We start from the raw sequence: 14850 nt of genomic DNA on the forward strand, positions 1-14850 counted from the left end.
AATGTGCCGCGCGGTGGAAAGTCACTGGATCCCTGCATTCGCAGGGATGACGGTGAGGGGTTACGAGCGGCGCGGCCAGCCTGCGGCGAACGCAAAAAGACCGGCGACGCCCGTGGCGACCACGTGCCAGATGCCCTGTTCGGCCGCCTGTGTCCACAACACCGCACTGGCGATCAGCAGGCTGCCGCCCAGCAGTCCAAAGGCCAACGAGCGGCGGGCACCCAGGGCCTCCTCTCGTCGTTGCGCCAGCTCGCGCGGGTCGGCAATGTGCTGGCGTTCGCCCTTGGCCACCTGGCGCAGCGCGTCGCGCATCAGCTCGGGGAACTGCGGCGCGGCATGGAACCATTCGGGCAGCCGACGGCGCATCTCGCGCAGCGTGCGCAGCGGGCTGTAGCGTTCGCGCAGGATGCGCTTGAGCACCGGGTGCGCCACCGCCCAGATGTCGATCTGCGGATCGAGCATGCGGCCCACGCCTTCGATGTTGAGCAGGGTCTTCTGCAGCAGGATCAGCTGCGGCTGCAGCGTGAGCTCGTAGCGTCGCGCGGTCTGGAACAGCTTGACCACCAGTTCCGCCAGTGAGATCTGCGACAGCGGGCGGGTGAAATACGGCTCGCACACCGTACGCACCGCAGCGGTGAGTTCGTCCAGGCGCACGGTGGAAGGCATCCAGCCGGCATCGACGTGAAGCTGCGCGATGCGCGCGTAGTCGCGCTCGAACAGCGCGATGAAATTCTGCGCCAGCCAGTACTGGTCCTCTTCCGGCAGCGAACCCATGATGCCGAAATCCAGCGCAATGAAGCGGGGCTCGCCGGGGCGCGCGGTGTCTACCCAGATGTTGCCCGGGTGCGCGTCGGCGTGGAAGAAGTTGTCGCGGAACACCTGTTCGTAGAACAGGCGCACGCCCTTCACGGCGAGCGCCTTGCGATCCACGCCTGCGGCATCCAGCGCGGCGATGTCGTCGCAGCTCACGCCGTAGACGCGCTCCAGCGTCAGCACGCGCGCGGCGGTGAGGTCCCAGTGCACGGCCGGCACGTACATGTCCACGCCGCTTTCAAAATTGCGCCGCAGCAGGCTGGCGCTGGCGCCTTCGCGCTGCAGGTCCAGCTCGTTCTCCAGCATCTTCTCGACTTCGGCCACCACGTCGAGCGGGCGGATCTTGTCGGCGTTGGGATGCCAGCGATGGGCCAGTTCACCCAGCGAGCGCAGCAGCTTGATGTCGCGCTCGATCTGCTTGTCGATACCCGGGCGCAGCACCTTCACCACCGCGGCGCTGCCATCGTGCAGCGTGGCGGCATGCACCTGTGCGATGGAGGCGGAGGCGAGCGGTGTTTCGTCGAAGGCGGCGTACAGCGTGGTGATCGGTGCCTTCAGTTCCTGCTCGACGATGGTGCGCGCCTGGGCACCGGAAAACGGCGGCACCTGGTCCTGCAGCTGCGCGAGTTCGTCGGCGATGTCGGCCGGCACCAGGTCGCGGCGCGTGGACAGCACTTGGCCGGCCTTCACGAAGATGGGGCCCAGGTCGGTGAGCGCCAGGCGCAGGCGTGCGCCGCGCGAAAGGCCGTCCACGTTCACGCGTGGCTTCGCCACCAGCGGCCGCACCAGCTTGAGCGGGCGGAACAGGTGGGCGGCGTCGACCAGTTCATCCAGTCGGTAGGCGAGCAGCACGGAGGCGACGCGCATCACGCGCGGTACGACCTTCAGGGGTGTCGTCACGCGGCGGGTCCTTTCTTCAGGCGCTGCTCGAGGCGGGCAAGGCGCGCTTCCAGGCGCTCGCTGCGCTCGCGCAATTCGTCCACGCCATCAAGGAAGCCTTCCACTTCGCCCGGTACGGCGGCGACGCGGATTTCGTCGCGCAGCCAGTCGGCGGTATCGGTGGTGAGGTGGCTGGCCGTTTCCTTGGCATGCGCGAGGCCGTTGCGCACGGCCTTGGCCAGCGGCACGCCCAGCACGTCGCCGAAGGTGCGGGCGAAGGCTTCCTCGAAATCCGGCGCGAACTTGTTCGCGAGCTTCTCCAGGCGACGCGCGAGGTCGGCATCGCCGGCAATGTCCACTTTGCCGGGGGCCACGCCTTCGTCATCGCGCTTCACCAGCATGCCCAGCAGGCTGCCCGGCGTGGCGGCGACGCGCAGATGGCTGTCGTCCTTGGCCGGGCCGACCCTGAGGCGATCACCGTCGACCGTCACCGACAGCGCGAGCTCCGGACCGCGCAGGTGCAGTTGCACGCTGCGGCCATCCAGCGCGGACAGACGTGCGACTGTTTCGGGGTCGAGCGAGAGCGTGTGGTTGAGCGCGGTTTCCAGCGCACGGCCGGCAAGGGCGCGCAAAGGACGGGGCAGCAGGGAGCCAGGAGAGGTGGTCATGCCGCGATTGTAGCGGGTGAGGGTGGCGGGCCACCCGTGTTGGGCCCTTGCATGCGCCCTTTGTAGGAGCGCACCCAGTGCGCGATCACGGTTCCGGGACGAGCCCATGAAACGCTGTGCGGGGAACATCACGCGCCCGCGTCACCGCTCCGTCGGCTTATCGCGCACTGGGTGCGCTCCTACAGGGGGGGCGATCAGGCCGCGCCGATGAAACCCAGCTGCCGCCAAGCCTCGTACACGGCAATGGCGACGGTGTTGGAGAGATTCAGGCTGCGGCTGTTCGGCCGCATCGGCAGGCGCAGGCGTTGTTCCTCGGGGATGGCGTCGAGCACCTCGCCGGGCAGGCCGGCGGTCTCGCAGCCGAACAGCAGGGCATCGCCTTCGGCGAAGCGCGCATCGACATGGGCGACGCGCCCTCGGGTGGAGAATGCGAAGACGCGTGGCTGGCCGATGCCCTCGAGGCAACTGGCGAGGTCGTCGTGCACGGCCAGTTGCGCATATTCGTGGTAATCCAGGCCTGCTCGGCGCAGGCGGGCATCGTCCAGCTCGAACCCCAAGGGCCGGATCAGGTGCAGCGTGGCGCCCGTATTGGCGCACAACCTGATCGCGTTGCCAGTGTTGGGGGGTATTTCCGGTCGGTAAAGGATGACATGCAGCATCCCGGCATTATCAGGTCTCTCCCGCGACCCGCCAAACGGTGAGCGTCCTTGCTCAGCCGTTGTTGGTGCGGGGGCAGACCACGCCGTCCGGCGGCAATGCACAGGCAACCGGGGTAGCGATCAGCTGACCGGCGCTGCCGGCAGCGGCGATACGGATGGCGTCCGGCGAAGCGTTCACCATGGCACCCAACACGAGTCCACAAACCAGCAGGCAAGCAACGAACAGGCTGCGCAGCATCAAGGCTTCGAATTTCATGATCATGTCTCCGATGAAAGTGGGTGAGTCCTGCACTGTGGATATGGCAAGCCCCGTGCCAACCCGGATTTCACCTTCAAGTGACTGTCTTTGTTGAAAATTGTCTGAAGCTCCAAACGCACGTTGGCTGTCCGCGGACAGCGACCGGGCGCAGCCGGACAGCCGGACGGACAGTCATCCGGACAACGGTCCGGGCACTAAAACCCCTGCCATTGGTCATTTGCCAAAGCCCCGGAGGCGTGGCTAGCCTCCGGCGTTCATAAGCCGAAACAATCAGGAGTGTCGTGATGGCAAGAAAGCCCCTCGCCCTGCTCGTCGCAGGACTACTCAGCGTCTCGGTCGGTCTGCCGGCGGTCGCTGCGCCCAATGCCGCGGTGGAATCCGCCGCCACCGCCGTCCCCGACATCGCCTACACCCGCTTCACCCTGCCCAATGGCCTCACCGTGGTGGTTCACGAGGACCACAAGGCGCCCGTGGTGGCCGTGAGCATCTGGTACCACGTGGGTTCGGCCGACGAGCCCAAGGGCAAGACAGGCTTCGCGCATCTGTTCGAGCACCTGATGTTCTCGGGCTCGGAGAACCACAAGGGCACCTACTTCCAGCCGTTCGAGCTGGCCGGCGCCACCGACATGAACGGCACCACCTGGTTCGACCGCACCAACTATTTCGAGACGGTGCCGACCACCGCGCTCGACATGGCGCTGTGGATGGAATCGGATCGCATGGGCCACCTGCTGGGCGCGATCGGCCAGAAGGAGCTCGACACCCAGCGCGGCGTGGTGCAGAACGAGAAGCGCCAGGGCGAGAACCGTCCGTACGGCCGCGTGGACCAGAACATCCTGTCCAACACCTATCCGGGCAACCATCCCTACCAGCACGACACCATCGGCTCGATGGCCGACCTCAATGCCGCCTCGCTCGGCGACGTGAAGCAGTGGTTCCACGACTACTACGGCGCTGCCAACACCACGCTGGTGCTGGCCGGCGACATCACCGTCGCGGAAGCCAAGGCCAAGGCCGAGAAGTATTTCGGTGACATTCCGGCCGGTCCGCCGGTGCCGCGCCAGCAGGCGTGGATCACGCCGCTCACCAAGTCCACGCGTGGCATCCAGCACGACCACGTGGCGCAGCCGCGCATCTATCGCACCTGGGTGGTGCCGCAGCTGGGCACGGACGATGCGATCCAGCTCGACCTCGCCTCCACCGTGCTCGGTGGCGGCAAGACTTCGCGCCTGTATCAGCGCCTCGTCTACCAGGACAAGCTGGTCGATGACGTGTCGGCGAGCATTTCGCCGTTCGCACTCGCCAGCCAGTTCCAGATCCAGGCCGACGTGAAGGACGGCGTGGATCCGGCCAAGGTCGAAGCGGCGATCAACGATGAGCTGAAGAAATTCCTTGCCGACGGTCCCAACGCCGACGAACTCGAGCGCGCCAAGATCGGCAACCGCGCGGGCTTCGTGCGCGGGCTGGAGAAAGTCGGCGGTTTCGGCGGCAAGGCAGTGATCCTGGCCGAGGGTCAGGTGTATCGCGGTGATCCGGGCGCCTACAAGAAGGATCTGCAGCGCGCCGATGCCGCCACGCAGGCCAGCGTCAAGGCCGCTTCCGACAAGTGGCTGAGCCACGGCGACTACCTGCTGACCGTGTTGCCCGCCGGCGACGACTTCAATGGCGAACAGGAAGACGCCAAGGTGGCCGCGCTTGGCCCGGTCGAGGGCAAGCCGACGCCGAAGATGCCCGCCAAGCAGGACTTCAGCGTCGCCAAGAGCCAGGTCGATCGCAGCCAGGGCGTGCCCAAGGTCGCCACGTTCCCGGACCTGAGCTTCCCGGCGCTGGAGCGCGGCAAGCTGAAGAACGGCATCGAGGTGGTGCTGGCACAGCGTCATACCGTGCCGGTCACGCACGTGCAACTGCTGTTCAATGCGGGCTACGCTGCCGACCAGGGCCACAAGCTCGGCACCGCCAGCTTCACCACCACGCTGATGAACGAGAGCACCAAGGATCTCGATTCGGTGGAAGTGGCCAAGCGCAAGCAGCGCCTCGGCGCGATCACGCGCATCGGTTGCGGTCTCGACGCGTGCTCGGCAGCGCTCAATGCGTTGAACGACCAGCTGCAGCCGTCGCTGGCGCTGTTCGCCGACATCGTGCGCAACCCCGCCTTCAAGAGCGAGGACATCGAGCGCGTTCGCGGCCAGTGGCTGGCCGGCATCGCGCAGGAGAAGACGCAGCCCACGGCACTCGCGTTGCGCACGCTGCCGCCGCTGATCTACGGCGCCAACCATGCGTACGGCATCCCGTTCACCGGGTCGGGCACGGAAGCGGCGATCAAGTCGATGCAGGCGTCCGATCTCGCGGCGTTCCAGCGTGACTGGCTGCGCCCGGACAACGTGAAGATCCTCGTCGCCGGCGACACCACGCTGCAGCAGATCATTCCGCAGCTCGAAGCCGCGTTCGGCGACTGGAAGGCACCCACCAGCGCCGTGCCGAAGAAGAACATCGCCACCGTGGCGGCGCAGCCCAAGCCGCGCGTGTTCCTGATCGACAAGCCGGATGCACCGCAGTCGCTGATCCTCGCCGGCCTGCTCGCCCCGTCGAGCAAGGCGCCGAACGAGCTGGCGATCGACGTGGCCAACGGCGCGTTCGGCGGCAGTTTCACCTCGCGTCTCAACATGAACCTGCGCGAGGACAAGCGTTGGGCGTATGGCGCCTTCAGCTTCATGCGCGATGCGGTCGGCCAGCGTCCGTTCCTGATGTACGCACCGGTGCAGACCGACAAGACCGCCGAGTCCGCGAACGAGGTGTTCAAGGAAGCCACGGCCGTGGTGGGCGCGCGTCCGCTGACCGAGCAGGAGGTCGACAAGATCAAGGACTCCAACGTCCGCGGCTTGCCGGGCAGCTTCGAGACCAGTTCGGAAGTGCTGGGCGCGTTGACCGAGATCGTGCAGTACGGCCGCGCGGATGACTACGTGCAGACGCTCAAGGCCCGTACCGAAGCGATCAGCCAGTCCGATGCGGAGCAGGCGCTGAAGGAGATCATCAAGCCGTCCGCGTTGACCTGGGTGATCGTGGGCGATCTCAAGAAGATCGAACAGCCGGTGCGTGCGCTCAAGCTGGGCGAGATCCAGGTGATCGATGGTGATGGCAAGCCGGTGCCGTCCAAGTAAGCGTTGATGGCATAGGGGGACTGGTTCACGTCCCCGGGTTAGGATGGAGGCCGGGCGGGAGACTGCCCGGCTTCTTCTTTTTTCATGTCGCGGAGTCATCCATGCGCAAGACCCTGTTGTTGCTCGTTCCCATCGCGTTGCTCGGCGCCTGCACCTACGGCATCACGCTGGACGATGCCGGCAAGGGCGTTCGCACGGCCTGGACCGGCGATCTGTCTTCGTGCCGTGACCTGGGCAAGGTCACCGTGTCGGTGATGGACCACGTCGGTCCCGTCAATCGCAACGACATCAAGGTGCGTGACGAACTGGAAGTCATGGCGCGCAACGAAGCGGCCAAGATGCACGCCGACACCATCAAGCCGCTGAGCGAACCGACCGACGGCTCGCAGCCGTGGGGCGCCTACCAGTGCGGCAACGCCCAGCTGGCACCGGCCAGCCGCCCGGCAGGCAACCCGGCCAATCCGGCGACGGCACCGAATCCGCAGACCACCCCTGGCGGGTTCGAGACGTACCCGGTCAAGGGCAACTGAGGCCTGGCCGGCCCCGACCAACCGGCGGGCGCGCACCCGGTGCGCCGCACGCCGGGGGAGCGGTGACCCCTTAAGTTCTGATCGCGCACCCGGGTGCGTACGAAATTCCCGCCAAAGGCGCCCTCGTGGCGCCTTTTTCACGCGCGCGGTATGACGCTCTTGCACGTCCACCGTGTGCGGGCCTAAAATTCACATGTATATATTACATATATGTACTATTTAGCCCCCCGGCCATGAGCAGCTTCCATCCCACCGAACAACGATTGGCGATCACTCGCCAACGGCATCCTGCGTTTCCGCGGGACCCGGCCGTGCTGGTGCGCCTGATCAAGCACATCTACAAACGCGTGCATGACGACGCCAATGCCATGCTGCGGCCCTACGGCATCAATCATCCGGAATACAACCTGCTGATGATGTTGTACGGCACGGAGGGCTACACCATGCATCCCACCGAGTTGGCGGATGCGGCAGGGGAGAAGCTGGCCAACATCACGCGGCTCACCAACGAGCTGTGCGAGAAGGGGCTGATCGCGCGCAACACCAGCGACGAGGATCGCCGCAAGATCGCGCTGACGCTGACGACGGACGGGGTGGCCATGATCGAGGGCTTCCTGCCGGACGTGTGCGCATTGCTCGAGCGGCAGATGGGCGACCTGCAGCCGCGCGAGACCGCGCAGCTGGAACGCCTGCTCAAGAAATTCCTCGCGCAACTGGAGCGGCCGTAGTCGTGGCGGCGGTACCCTCCGACGTTTCCGTGAAGCGCCCGCTGCCATGGCTGGGCGAGTTCCTGGCGACCGAGCGCCAGGCGTGGATCTTCGTGTTCAAGTGCATGCTGGCGTTCTACATCGCCGCGTGGCTGTCGATGCTGTTCCAGCTGGAGCAGCCTTCGACCACGATGATCACGGTATCCATCGTGATGCATCCGCACAGCGGCATGGTGCTGGCCAAGAGCTTCTATCGCGCCATCGGCACCTGTGCCGGCAGCCTCTGCGGCGTGCTGCTGATGTCGGCGTTTCCGCAGCAGCGCGAACTGTTCCTGGTGAGTCTGTCGTTGTGGGTGGGCCTGTGCGCGGGTGGCGCCGTGCTCTACCGCAACTTCATGTCCTACGGTTTCGTGCTGGCCGGATACACGGCGGCCATCGTGGCGCTGCCGGCGATCAGCAACCCTTACAACGTGTTCGACTCGGCCATGATGCGCGTGAGCGAGGTGATGCTGGGCATCGTCGTCGCAGGCCTGGTCAGCGACATGGTGTTGCCCGAGCGCCTGCGCCAGGTGCTGCGCAGTGCGGCGCGTTCGCACTACGGGCACTTCATCGAGTTTGCCCGCGGCAGCCTGGGCGGCGCGATCCCGCGTGAAAAGATGGAAGAAGCGCACCTGCGCTTCGTGCGTGCCGCGGTGCAGTTGGAAGACCTGCGTGCCTCGGTGATTTTCGAGGATCCAGAAGCCCGCGCGCGCAGCAGTCGCATGCAGCTGCTCAACCTGCGCTACATGGCGACCGCCACCAGCTTCCAGTCACTGCATCATTTGATCAACCGGCTGCAGCGCAACAACCATCCGCGCACGGCAGGCGCGCTCATCAAGCTCTATGCGCCGGTGGGCGAGGCATTGTCGCCGCCACCGACGGAAAGCACGGCGCCGAAGTCCCTGGCCGTGCGACTGGAGGCCTGCGAGGCGACGCTGCCGGCGCTGGCGGCCGAGCTGCGCGAAGGCCTGCGCCAGGATACGGAGCTGCTGCTGGAGTTCGACAGCGGCACCACCTTGCTCTACCGCTTCGTGAGCGAGCTGCGCGACTTCGCCGCGTTGGAAGCCACGCTGCGCGAAACACAGGGTCGCCTCAAGGGCAACGTGGAGCGCGTGGATTTCAAGCGTGCCAACGACTATGCCGCGCCACTGATCGCGGTGGTACGCAGTTTCCTCACCATGATCACGCTGAGCGTGTTCTGGCTGTGGTCGGGCTGGCCGTTCGGGCCCAGCGCCATGCTGCTGGCCACCATCTTCAGCGGCTTGCTGGCGACGTCGCCGGCGCCGCTGTCCGCTACCGCGAACACCTGGATTGGTTACGCGCTGGGCATGTTGGCGGCGTACGTCGTGGTGTTCTACCTGCTGCCGGGTAGCGATGGCTTCGCCATGCTGATGCTGGCGACCATGCCGTTCCTTATGATCGGTCCCTACCTCACTACGCGCAGTGCAACGTTGCCTGGCATCGGCGGAGGCTACACGCTGGGCTACGTGTACATCCTCGCGTTGAAGAATCCCATGGTGTACAGCCCTGAGCACTTCTTCAACGACGCCATCGCCTCGTTGTTCGGCCTGATGATGACCGGCATGGCGTTCATGATCATTCCCACGGTGATCGGCACCGAGTGGTTGCGACGCCGCCAGCTGCAGCAGTTGCGCCGGCAGGTTTCGCTTGCCGCCACCGCGCCGATGGAAGGCCTGCTGTATCGCTTCGAGAGCGCCAATCGCGACCTGTTCCACCAGATCGTGCAGTTCACCAAGCCCAACAGCACCGAATCGCGCAGCCTGCTGGCGTGGGGCCTGGCAGTGCACGACAGCGGCCGCGCGGTGATCGAGCTGCGGCAGGACATCCATCACGCCGATCTCCCGCCGCCGCTGTGCGAGGCGATGCAGCGTGCCGTGGATGCGCTGGCGCATCTCTATGACGCCCCTGACCGGGCGCGCTGGGAGCAAGCGGATCGCGCAGTCGATCATGCCATCGCGCTGACCATGCAGACCCTGCCGCAGATGCGCGCCACCTGCCAGCCGGCGCTGGCGCATCTACTGCAGCTGCGCACGGCGCTGCGCGACGACGAATCGGCGCTGGCTCCCTATATCGTCAAGGTACCGGAGACTCCTCATGCCACGTGAAATCGCCCTCGCAGATGCACTGGTACCCAGCATCCTGCTGGTGTACCTGGGCTGCCTGCTGGTGCTGTGGGTGATCGATACCATCGTCGGCCACTACGGCCTGTACCGCTATGTCTGGCATCCGTCGCTGTTCCGCGTTGCCGTGTTCTTCGTGCTGTTCAGCGCGGTCGGCCTTTTGCTGTATCCCTGAGTGACCTTCATGAAAATCCAGCCCCAAGCCTTGCTTCGATTCGCCATCACCGCCGCCGTTGTCATTGTGGCGTTGCTGCTGGGTCATGCCCTGTGGCGGCACTACATGTATTCGCCGTGGACACGCGACGGCCGCGTGCGTGCCGAGGTGGTACGCGTCGCGCCGGATGTCTCCGGCCTGGTGACCAAGGTGCCGGTGATCGACAACCAGGAAGTGAAGAAGGGGGACGTGCTGTTCGAGATCGACCCGTTGCGCTTCCGCATCGCCCTGCAGCAGACCGAGGCGAACCTCGATGCGGCCAAGGCAAGTGCACGCGCGGCAGGCGCGAACATCGACGCCGTGCTGGCCAGCGCCAGTGCGCGCAAGGCCGAGTACGACATGCGCCAGGAACAGGCCACGCGTCGTGAACAACTGGCCGAGGTGGTGCCGAAGGAAGAGCGCACGGATGCCAAGTCCGCGGCCGAGACCGCTCGCGCGATCTGGCAGCAGGCGCAGGCCAGCGGCCACCAGGCCAATGCCGCGCGCGAGCAGGCTGAGGCCGCGGTGGTGCAGGCCCAGGTGGCGGTGGATCGCGCCAAGCTCGACCTGGAGCGCACCGAAGTGCGCGCTCCGGTCGACGGCTACGTGACCAACCTCGACGTGCGCGTGGGCGACTATGCCGCCACCGGCTCGCCGCGCCTCGCCCTTATCGATCGGCACAGCTACTACATCTACGGCTACTTCGAGGAAACCAAGCTGCCGCACCTGCGCGTGGGCGATCCGGTGGACATCCGCCTGATGAGCGGCGGTACGCACCTCAAGGGCCGCATCATCGGTGTCGCCCGCGGTATAACCGATCGTGACAACCCCACTGGCAAGGACCTGCTCGCCGACGTGAATCCCACCTTCAACTGGGTACGCCTGGCGCAGCGCGTACCGGTGCGCATTGCGATCGACGAGGCCAGCGTGCCCAAGGACGTGGTGCTGGCGGCGGGCATGACGGCGAGCATCGACGTGCAGCCCCGGCGGGTGCTGGACAAAGACGAGCACTGACGCCGGTTCACGCGCCGTTTCGCAGAAACGACGGCGCCGTCACGTCCATCGTTGAACGGTGCGCACACCGTGCGCTCCACCCGGGGCGCCGGGTTGGTCAAGGCGATACTTATCCAGTGTTGCCTTAACATGGCGCCCCATGAATCGATCCCTGCCTTCGCCGCGCGGCCTTGCCCGCCGATTGTTGTCCCTGCGGCGCCGTCGCGGCCTGGATCTGTCCGGCCATCCGAATTTCGCCGTGCCGCCCACGGCCATCACCACCTTGAGTGGCCCGGCTGCGTTCCGCGAGACCCTGCTCACGCTGATCGGGCAGGCGCAGCGGCGCATTGTGCTGGTGGCGCTGTACCTGCAGGACGATGACGCGGGGCGCGAAGTGCTCGATGCGCTGTACGCCGCGCGCGCGGCACGGCCGTCGCTCAGCATCGAGGTCTACGTCGATTGGCATCGCGCTCGACGCGGCCTGATCGGCAAGGGCGCCAGCGAGGGCAATGCGGCGATGTACCGCGAGTACGCGCAGCGTCTGGGTGAAGGCGTGGTCGTGCGCGGCGTGCCCGTGCAGACGCGCGAGCTGTTCGGAGTGCTGCACCTGAAGGGCTTCATCATCGACGATGCGGTGCTGTACAGCGGTGCCAGCCTCAACGACGTCTATCTCGCCAGGCACGAGCGGTACCGGCTGGATCGCTATCACCTCATCCACCATCGCTCGCTGGCCGACAGCATGGCCGACTTCGTGGCGCGCCAGTTCGGCGACAGCGAGGCGGTGCCGCGTTTTGACCGCCTGCCACTGCCGCGTCCACGCGACATGCAGGAGCCGCTCCGCCGGTTGCGCCAGTCGTTGCAGCAGGCGCGCTATGAGGGCGCCAGCGAAACGCCAGGGCAGGGCGACGTCACGGTCATTCCGCTCTCGGGTTTCGGACGTGGCGAGAACGCGCTCAACGATACCTTGCTGGCGCTGCTGCGCGAGGCGCGCGAGCGGGTGATCCTGCTGACGCCCTACTTCAACCTGCCGCGCCCGGTACGCGCGGCTATCGGCCAGCTGCTGCGCCGGGGTTGTCGCCTCGACATCATGGTGGGCGACAAGACCGCGAACGATTTCTATATCCCGCCCGATCAGCCGTTCAGTCGCATCGGCCTGCTGCCTTACCTCTACGAAAGCAACCTGCGGCGCTTCGCGCGTTCGCACCAGGGTGCCATCGACAGCGGACAGCTCAACCTGTGGCTGTGGCGCGATGGCGATAACAGCTATCACCTCAAGGGCCTGTTCGTGGACGAGGAGTGGGCCGTGCTCACCGGCAACAACCTCAATCCACGCGCCTGGGCGCTGGATCTGGAGAACGGCCTGCTGCTGCGTGATCCCTCGCGACAGTTGCACCAGCAACACGAGGCGGAATGGCAAGCCCTGCGCCGCCACGCGATGCGCCTGGACCACTATCACGACCTGCAAGGCGTGCGCAGTTATCCGCCCGAGGTGCGCAAGATGCTGAAACGGTTGCGGCGCGTGCGGCTCGATCGGTTGATCGGGCGGCTGCTGTAACGCCTGCTTTTCCCTTCCTGTAGGAGCGCACCCAGTGCGCGACCGCAGAGTTGCCGTTGTCCCACATAGGACGGTTATCGCGAGCGTGCATCGCGCACTGGGTGCGCTCCTACAGTGAAAAATGGGGCCGCTCAGCCTGCCAGTCGTTCCAGCCGCATCGCCAGCCAGCGGGCGACGTCCGGCCATTCGCTGTCGATCACGCTGTAGCACACGGTGTGGCGCAGGCCACCGTCGGGACGACGCTTGTGGTTGCGCAGCACGCCTTCGCGCTGGGCACCCAGGCGCTCGATGGCGCGTTGCGAGTCGAGGTTGCGATGATCGGTGTGCAATTCCACCGCCACGCAGCCCAGTGTCTCGAAGGCATGCTTGAACAGCAGGCGCTTGCAAGCCGTGTTGAGGTGGCTCTTCTGCCAGCGTTTCGCGTACCAGGTGTAGCCGATGGCGAGGCGTGGCAGTTCCGGCACGAAGTCGTAGTAGCGGGTAGTGCCCACGATGTCGCCGCTGGTCTTCTCGCGAACAGCGAATGGCAGGATGTTGCCGTTGGCCTGGCCTTGCAGCGCCTTGGCGATGTAGCTGGCCGCCTCACCGGGTGCCGGGGCGCTGGTGAACCACAGGTTCCACAGTTCGCCATCCGCCGATGCCGCCTCCAGCGCAGGCGCATGTGCCGCGGTGAGTGGTTCAAGCACGACGTGATCGTCTTCCAGGCGAAGCGGGGTGAGCGTGGGCATGGCGGCTCCGGCGTTCGGCAAGCGAGCATTTAAGCAGCCGTGGCATCCGGACGACAGTGGCGAGTGCCGGTATCGTGCATGCAGAGCTTGCGCGGTTGGGCCAGCTTTCAGCACATCTCAGATTTATCTGATGGGACGCGTGGGTGTGCCCCCCTAGACTTTCGCTCGTGTCGCGGTTGCAAGGGAATTCGCCAGATGCCTGCCAGGACGGCATGACACCCCGGGATCCGGCGAACCGCGTCACCCCTTCTACTTCTCGCAGCCCCGTGGGGCGGCGCTCCATGGTTCGACAGTCGACAGGCGGCCCAGCGGGGCCGTCTGTCGGCGCGACCGTAGGCGGTCAGGCGTCCAGATCGGGAATCAGCCGGCTTTCCAGCCGGGCGATATGGTCCTTCAGCAGCAGCTTGCGCTTCTTCATCCGCGTCAGCTGGAGTTCGTCGCGGCTCATCGTCGAGGCAAGGTGCTCGATGGCGACGTCGAGGTCGCGGTGCTCGACGCGCAGTTCGGCCAGCAGGTGGGCGATTTCGGCTTGGTCCTGGACCTGCATAACGGCGTGCACGGCTGGAAAGACAGCCTGCAATTCTACTCCTGCCGGACCGGGGGCGCTGAGGCCGCTACAATGGGGGGCCGTTCCGCCCGATGCCCGTCATGTCCGCCCAGCCCGACGCCACCCGCAAGCAGCACTTTGAGGCCGCCAAGCTGGCCAAGCGCCTGCGTCACCAGGTGGGCGAGGCCGTTGCCGACTTCAACATGATCGAGGACGGCGACAAGGTGATGGTGTGCCTGTCGGGCGGCAAGGATTCCTACACGCTGCTGGACATCCTGCTTTCGCTGCAGGCCAGGGCGCCGGTGCGTTTCGAGCTGATCGCGGTGAACCTGGACCAGAAGCAGCCGGGTTTCCCCGGGCATGTGCTGCCGGATTACCTCACCGCGCGCGGCGTGCCGTTCCACATCATCGAGCAGGACACCTACAGCACGGTGACCCGGGTGATTCCCGAGGGCAAGACCATGTGCAGCCTGTGCTCGCGCCTGCGGCGCGGTGCGCTGTACCACTGGGCGGCGGCCAACGGCATCACCAAGATCGCGCTCGGCCACCATCGCGACGACATCCTGGGCACGTTCTTTCTCAACCTGTTCTACCAGGCGCAGCTCAAGGCGATGCCGCCGAAGCTGCGCTCGGACGATGGCCGCCATGTGGTGATCCGCCCGCTGGCGTATTGCAAGGAAGCCGATATCGCGGAGTACGCCGAGGCGTGCGCGTTCCCGATCATCCCGTGCAACCTCTGCGGCTCGCAGGAAAACCTGCAACGCAAGGCGGTGAAGCGCATGATGGAGGACTGGGAGACGATCCAGCCCGGTCGTGCCGAGAATATTTTTCGTGCGCTCGGCAATGTGTCGCCATCCCAGCTCGCCGACCGTAACCTGTTCGACTTCGCCGCGCTGGGCGCGAGCGAAGCTGCCGTACGCGCCGATGCGCATCAGTGGCTCGCCGGATCCCCGGAAGAGCCGTGACCTCAACCACCTACCA

14 protein-coding genes are annotated in these 14850 nt (G+C 66.0%); 8 read left to right on the forward strand and 6 right to left on the reverse strand.

The window, feature by feature from the left end:
* Positions 1-60: 60 nt before the first annotated feature.
* The 4 genes from ubiB to EPB08_RS10530 form a co-directional block, all read right to left on the reverse strand.
* Positions 61-1701 (reverse strand): ubiquinone biosynthesis regulatory protein kinase UbiB, encoded by a 1641-nt coding sequence (ubiB, locus tag EPB08_RS10515; RefSeq protein ID WP_425598253.1) that lies wholly within the window; start codon positions 1699-1701, stop codon positions 61-63.
* An 8-nt stretch (positions 1702-1709) separates the two neighbouring features.
* Positions 1710-2360 (reverse strand): ubiquinone biosynthesis accessory factor UbiJ, encoded by a 651-nt coding sequence (locus tag EPB08_RS10520; protein ID WP_130619058.1) that lies wholly within the window; start codon positions 2358-2360, stop codon positions 1710-1712.
* Positions 2361-2554: 194 nt separating this feature from the next.
* On the reverse strand, positions 2555-3019 hold the full coding sequence (gene trmL / locus EPB08_RS10525; protein WP_130619059.1) for a tRNA (uridine(34)/cytosine(34)/5-carboxymethylaminomethyluridine(34)-2'-O)-methyltransferase TrmL: 465 nt from the start codon (positions 3017-3019) through the stop codon (positions 2555-2557).
* A gap of 52 nt (positions 3020-3071) precedes the next feature.
* Positions 3072-3275: a hypothetical protein gene (locus tag EPB08_RS10530; protein WP_130619060.1), complete on the reverse strand. Its 204-nt coding sequence runs from the start codon at positions 3273-3275 to the stop codon at positions 3072-3074.
* A gap of 287 nt (positions 3276-3562) precedes the next feature.
* Between EPB08_RS10530 and EPB08_RS10535 the strand changes: the two genes are divergently transcribed.
* From EPB08_RS10535 to pssA, 7 genes are all read left to right on the forward strand, one after another.
* Entirely contained in the window at positions 3563-6436 is a 2874-nt protein-coding gene (locus EPB08_RS10535) for a M16 family metallopeptidase (RefSeq protein WP_130619061.1), read from the forward strand.
* Between the two features lie 101 nt (positions 6437-6537).
* Positions 6538-6966 (forward strand): DUF4156 domain-containing protein, encoded by a 429-nt coding sequence (locus tag EPB08_RS10540; RefSeq protein WP_130619062.1) that lies wholly within the window; start codon positions 6538-6540, stop codon positions 6964-6966.
* 233 nt (positions 6967-7199) lie between these two features.
* A complete protein-coding gene (locus tag EPB08_RS10545) occupies positions 7200-7694 on the forward strand; it encodes a MarR family transcriptional regulator (RefSeq protein WP_130619063.1) in 495 nt (164 codons plus the stop codon).
* 2 nt (positions 7695-7696) lie between these two features.
* Entirely contained in the window at positions 7697-9838 is a 2142-nt protein-coding gene (locus EPB08_RS10550; RefSeq protein ID WP_130619064.1) for an FUSC family protein, read from the forward strand.
* Positions 9828-10028 (forward strand): DUF1656 domain-containing protein, encoded by a 201-nt coding sequence (locus tag EPB08_RS10555; protein ID WP_130619065.1) that lies wholly within the window; start codon positions 9828-9830, stop codon positions 10026-10028. The genes EPB08_RS10550 and EPB08_RS10555 overlap by 11 nt, the downstream gene beginning before the upstream one ends.
* A gap of 9 nt (positions 10029-10037) precedes the next feature.
* Positions 10038-11060 (forward strand): HlyD family secretion protein, encoded by a 1023-nt coding sequence (locus EPB08_RS10560; protein ID WP_130619066.1) that lies wholly within the window; start codon positions 10038-10040, stop codon positions 11058-11060.
* A gap of 139 nt (positions 11061-11199) precedes the next feature.
* On the forward strand, positions 11200-12594 hold the full coding sequence (gene pssA, locus EPB08_RS10565; protein WP_130619067.1) for a CDP-diacylglycerol--serine O-phosphatidyltransferase: 1395 nt from the start codon (positions 11200-11202) through the stop codon (positions 12592-12594).
* Positions 12595-12725: 131 nt separating this feature from the next.
* Here pssA and EPB08_RS10570 read toward each other — a convergent pair whose 3' ends face one another.
* The gene (locus EPB08_RS10570; RefSeq protein WP_130619068.1) at positions 12726-13322 is read right to left on the reverse strand and encodes a GNAT family N-acetyltransferase; all 597 of its coding nucleotides are present in this window, start codon (positions 13320-13322) and stop codon (positions 12726-12728) included.
* Between the two features lie 340 nt (positions 13323-13662).
* Positions 13663-13869: a YdcH family protein gene (locus EPB08_RS10575; protein WP_130619311.1), complete on the reverse strand. Its 207-nt coding sequence runs from the start codon at positions 13867-13869 to the stop codon at positions 13663-13665.
* A 101-nt stretch (positions 13870-13970) separates the two neighbouring features.
* Between EPB08_RS10575 and ttcA the strand changes: the two genes are divergently transcribed.
* Positions 13971-14834, forward strand: a complete 864-nt coding sequence (gene ttcA, locus EPB08_RS10580) for a tRNA 2-thiocytidine(32) synthetase TtcA (protein ID WP_130619069.1) — start codon at positions 13971-13973, stop codon at positions 14832-14834.
* Positions 14835-14850: the final 16 nt, after the last annotated feature.

Origin of the sequence: Dyella amyloliquefaciens, from assembly GCF_004296575.1 — a bacterium.
Lineage (GTDB): Bacteria > Pseudomonadota > Gammaproteobacteria > Xanthomonadales > Rhodanobacteraceae > Dyella > Dyella amyloliquefaciens.

Excerpts from the sequence above, each read along its gene's own strand:
- pssA (WP_130619067.1), top strand. The coding sequence starts at position 11,200 with ATGAATCGATCCCTGCCTTCGCCGCGCGGCCTTGCCCGCCGATTGTTG.
- EPB08_RS10540 (WP_130619062.1), top strand. The coding sequence starts at position 6,538 with ATGCGCAAGACCCTGTTGTTGCTCGTTCCCATCGCGTTGCTCGGCGCC.
- EPB08_RS10530 (WP_130619060.1), bottom strand. The coding sequence starts at position 3,275 with ATGAAATTCGAAGCCTTGATGCTGCGCAGCCTGTTCGTTGCTTGCCTG.
- EPB08_RS10555 (WP_130619065.1), top strand. The coding sequence starts at position 9,828 with ATGCCACGTGAAATCGCCCTCGCAGATGCACTGGTACCCAGCATCCTG.
- EPB08_RS10535 (WP_130619061.1), top strand. The coding sequence starts at position 3,563 with ATGGCAAGAAAGCCCCTCGCCCTGCTCGTCGCAGGACTACTCAGCGTC.
- EPB08_RS10560 (WP_130619066.1), top strand. The coding sequence starts at position 10,038 with ATGAAAATCCAGCCCCAAGCCTTGCTTCGATTCGCCATCACCGCCGCC.
- EPB08_RS10575 (WP_130619311.1), bottom strand. The coding sequence starts at position 13,869 with ATGCAGGTCCAGGACCAAGCCGAAATCGCCCACCTGCTGGCCGAACTG.
- EPB08_RS10570 (WP_130619068.1), bottom strand. The coding sequence starts at position 13,322 with ATGCCCACGCTCACCCCGCTTCGCCTGGAAGACGATCACGTCGTGCTT.
- EPB08_RS10545 (WP_130619063.1), top strand. The coding sequence starts at position 7,200 with ATGAGCAGCTTCCATCCCACCGAACAACGATTGGCGATCACTCGCCAA.
- trmL (WP_130619059.1), bottom strand. The coding sequence starts at position 3,019 with ATGCTGCATGTCATCCTTTACCGACCGGAAATACCCCCCAACACTGGC.
- EPB08_RS10520 (WP_130619058.1), bottom strand. The coding sequence starts at position 2,360 with ATGACCACCTCTCCTGGCTCCCTGCTGCCCCGTCCTTTGCGCGCCCTT.
- ttcA (WP_130619069.1), top strand. The coding sequence starts at position 13,971 with ATGTCCGCCCAGCCCGACGCCACCCGCAAGCAGCACTTTGAGGCCGCC.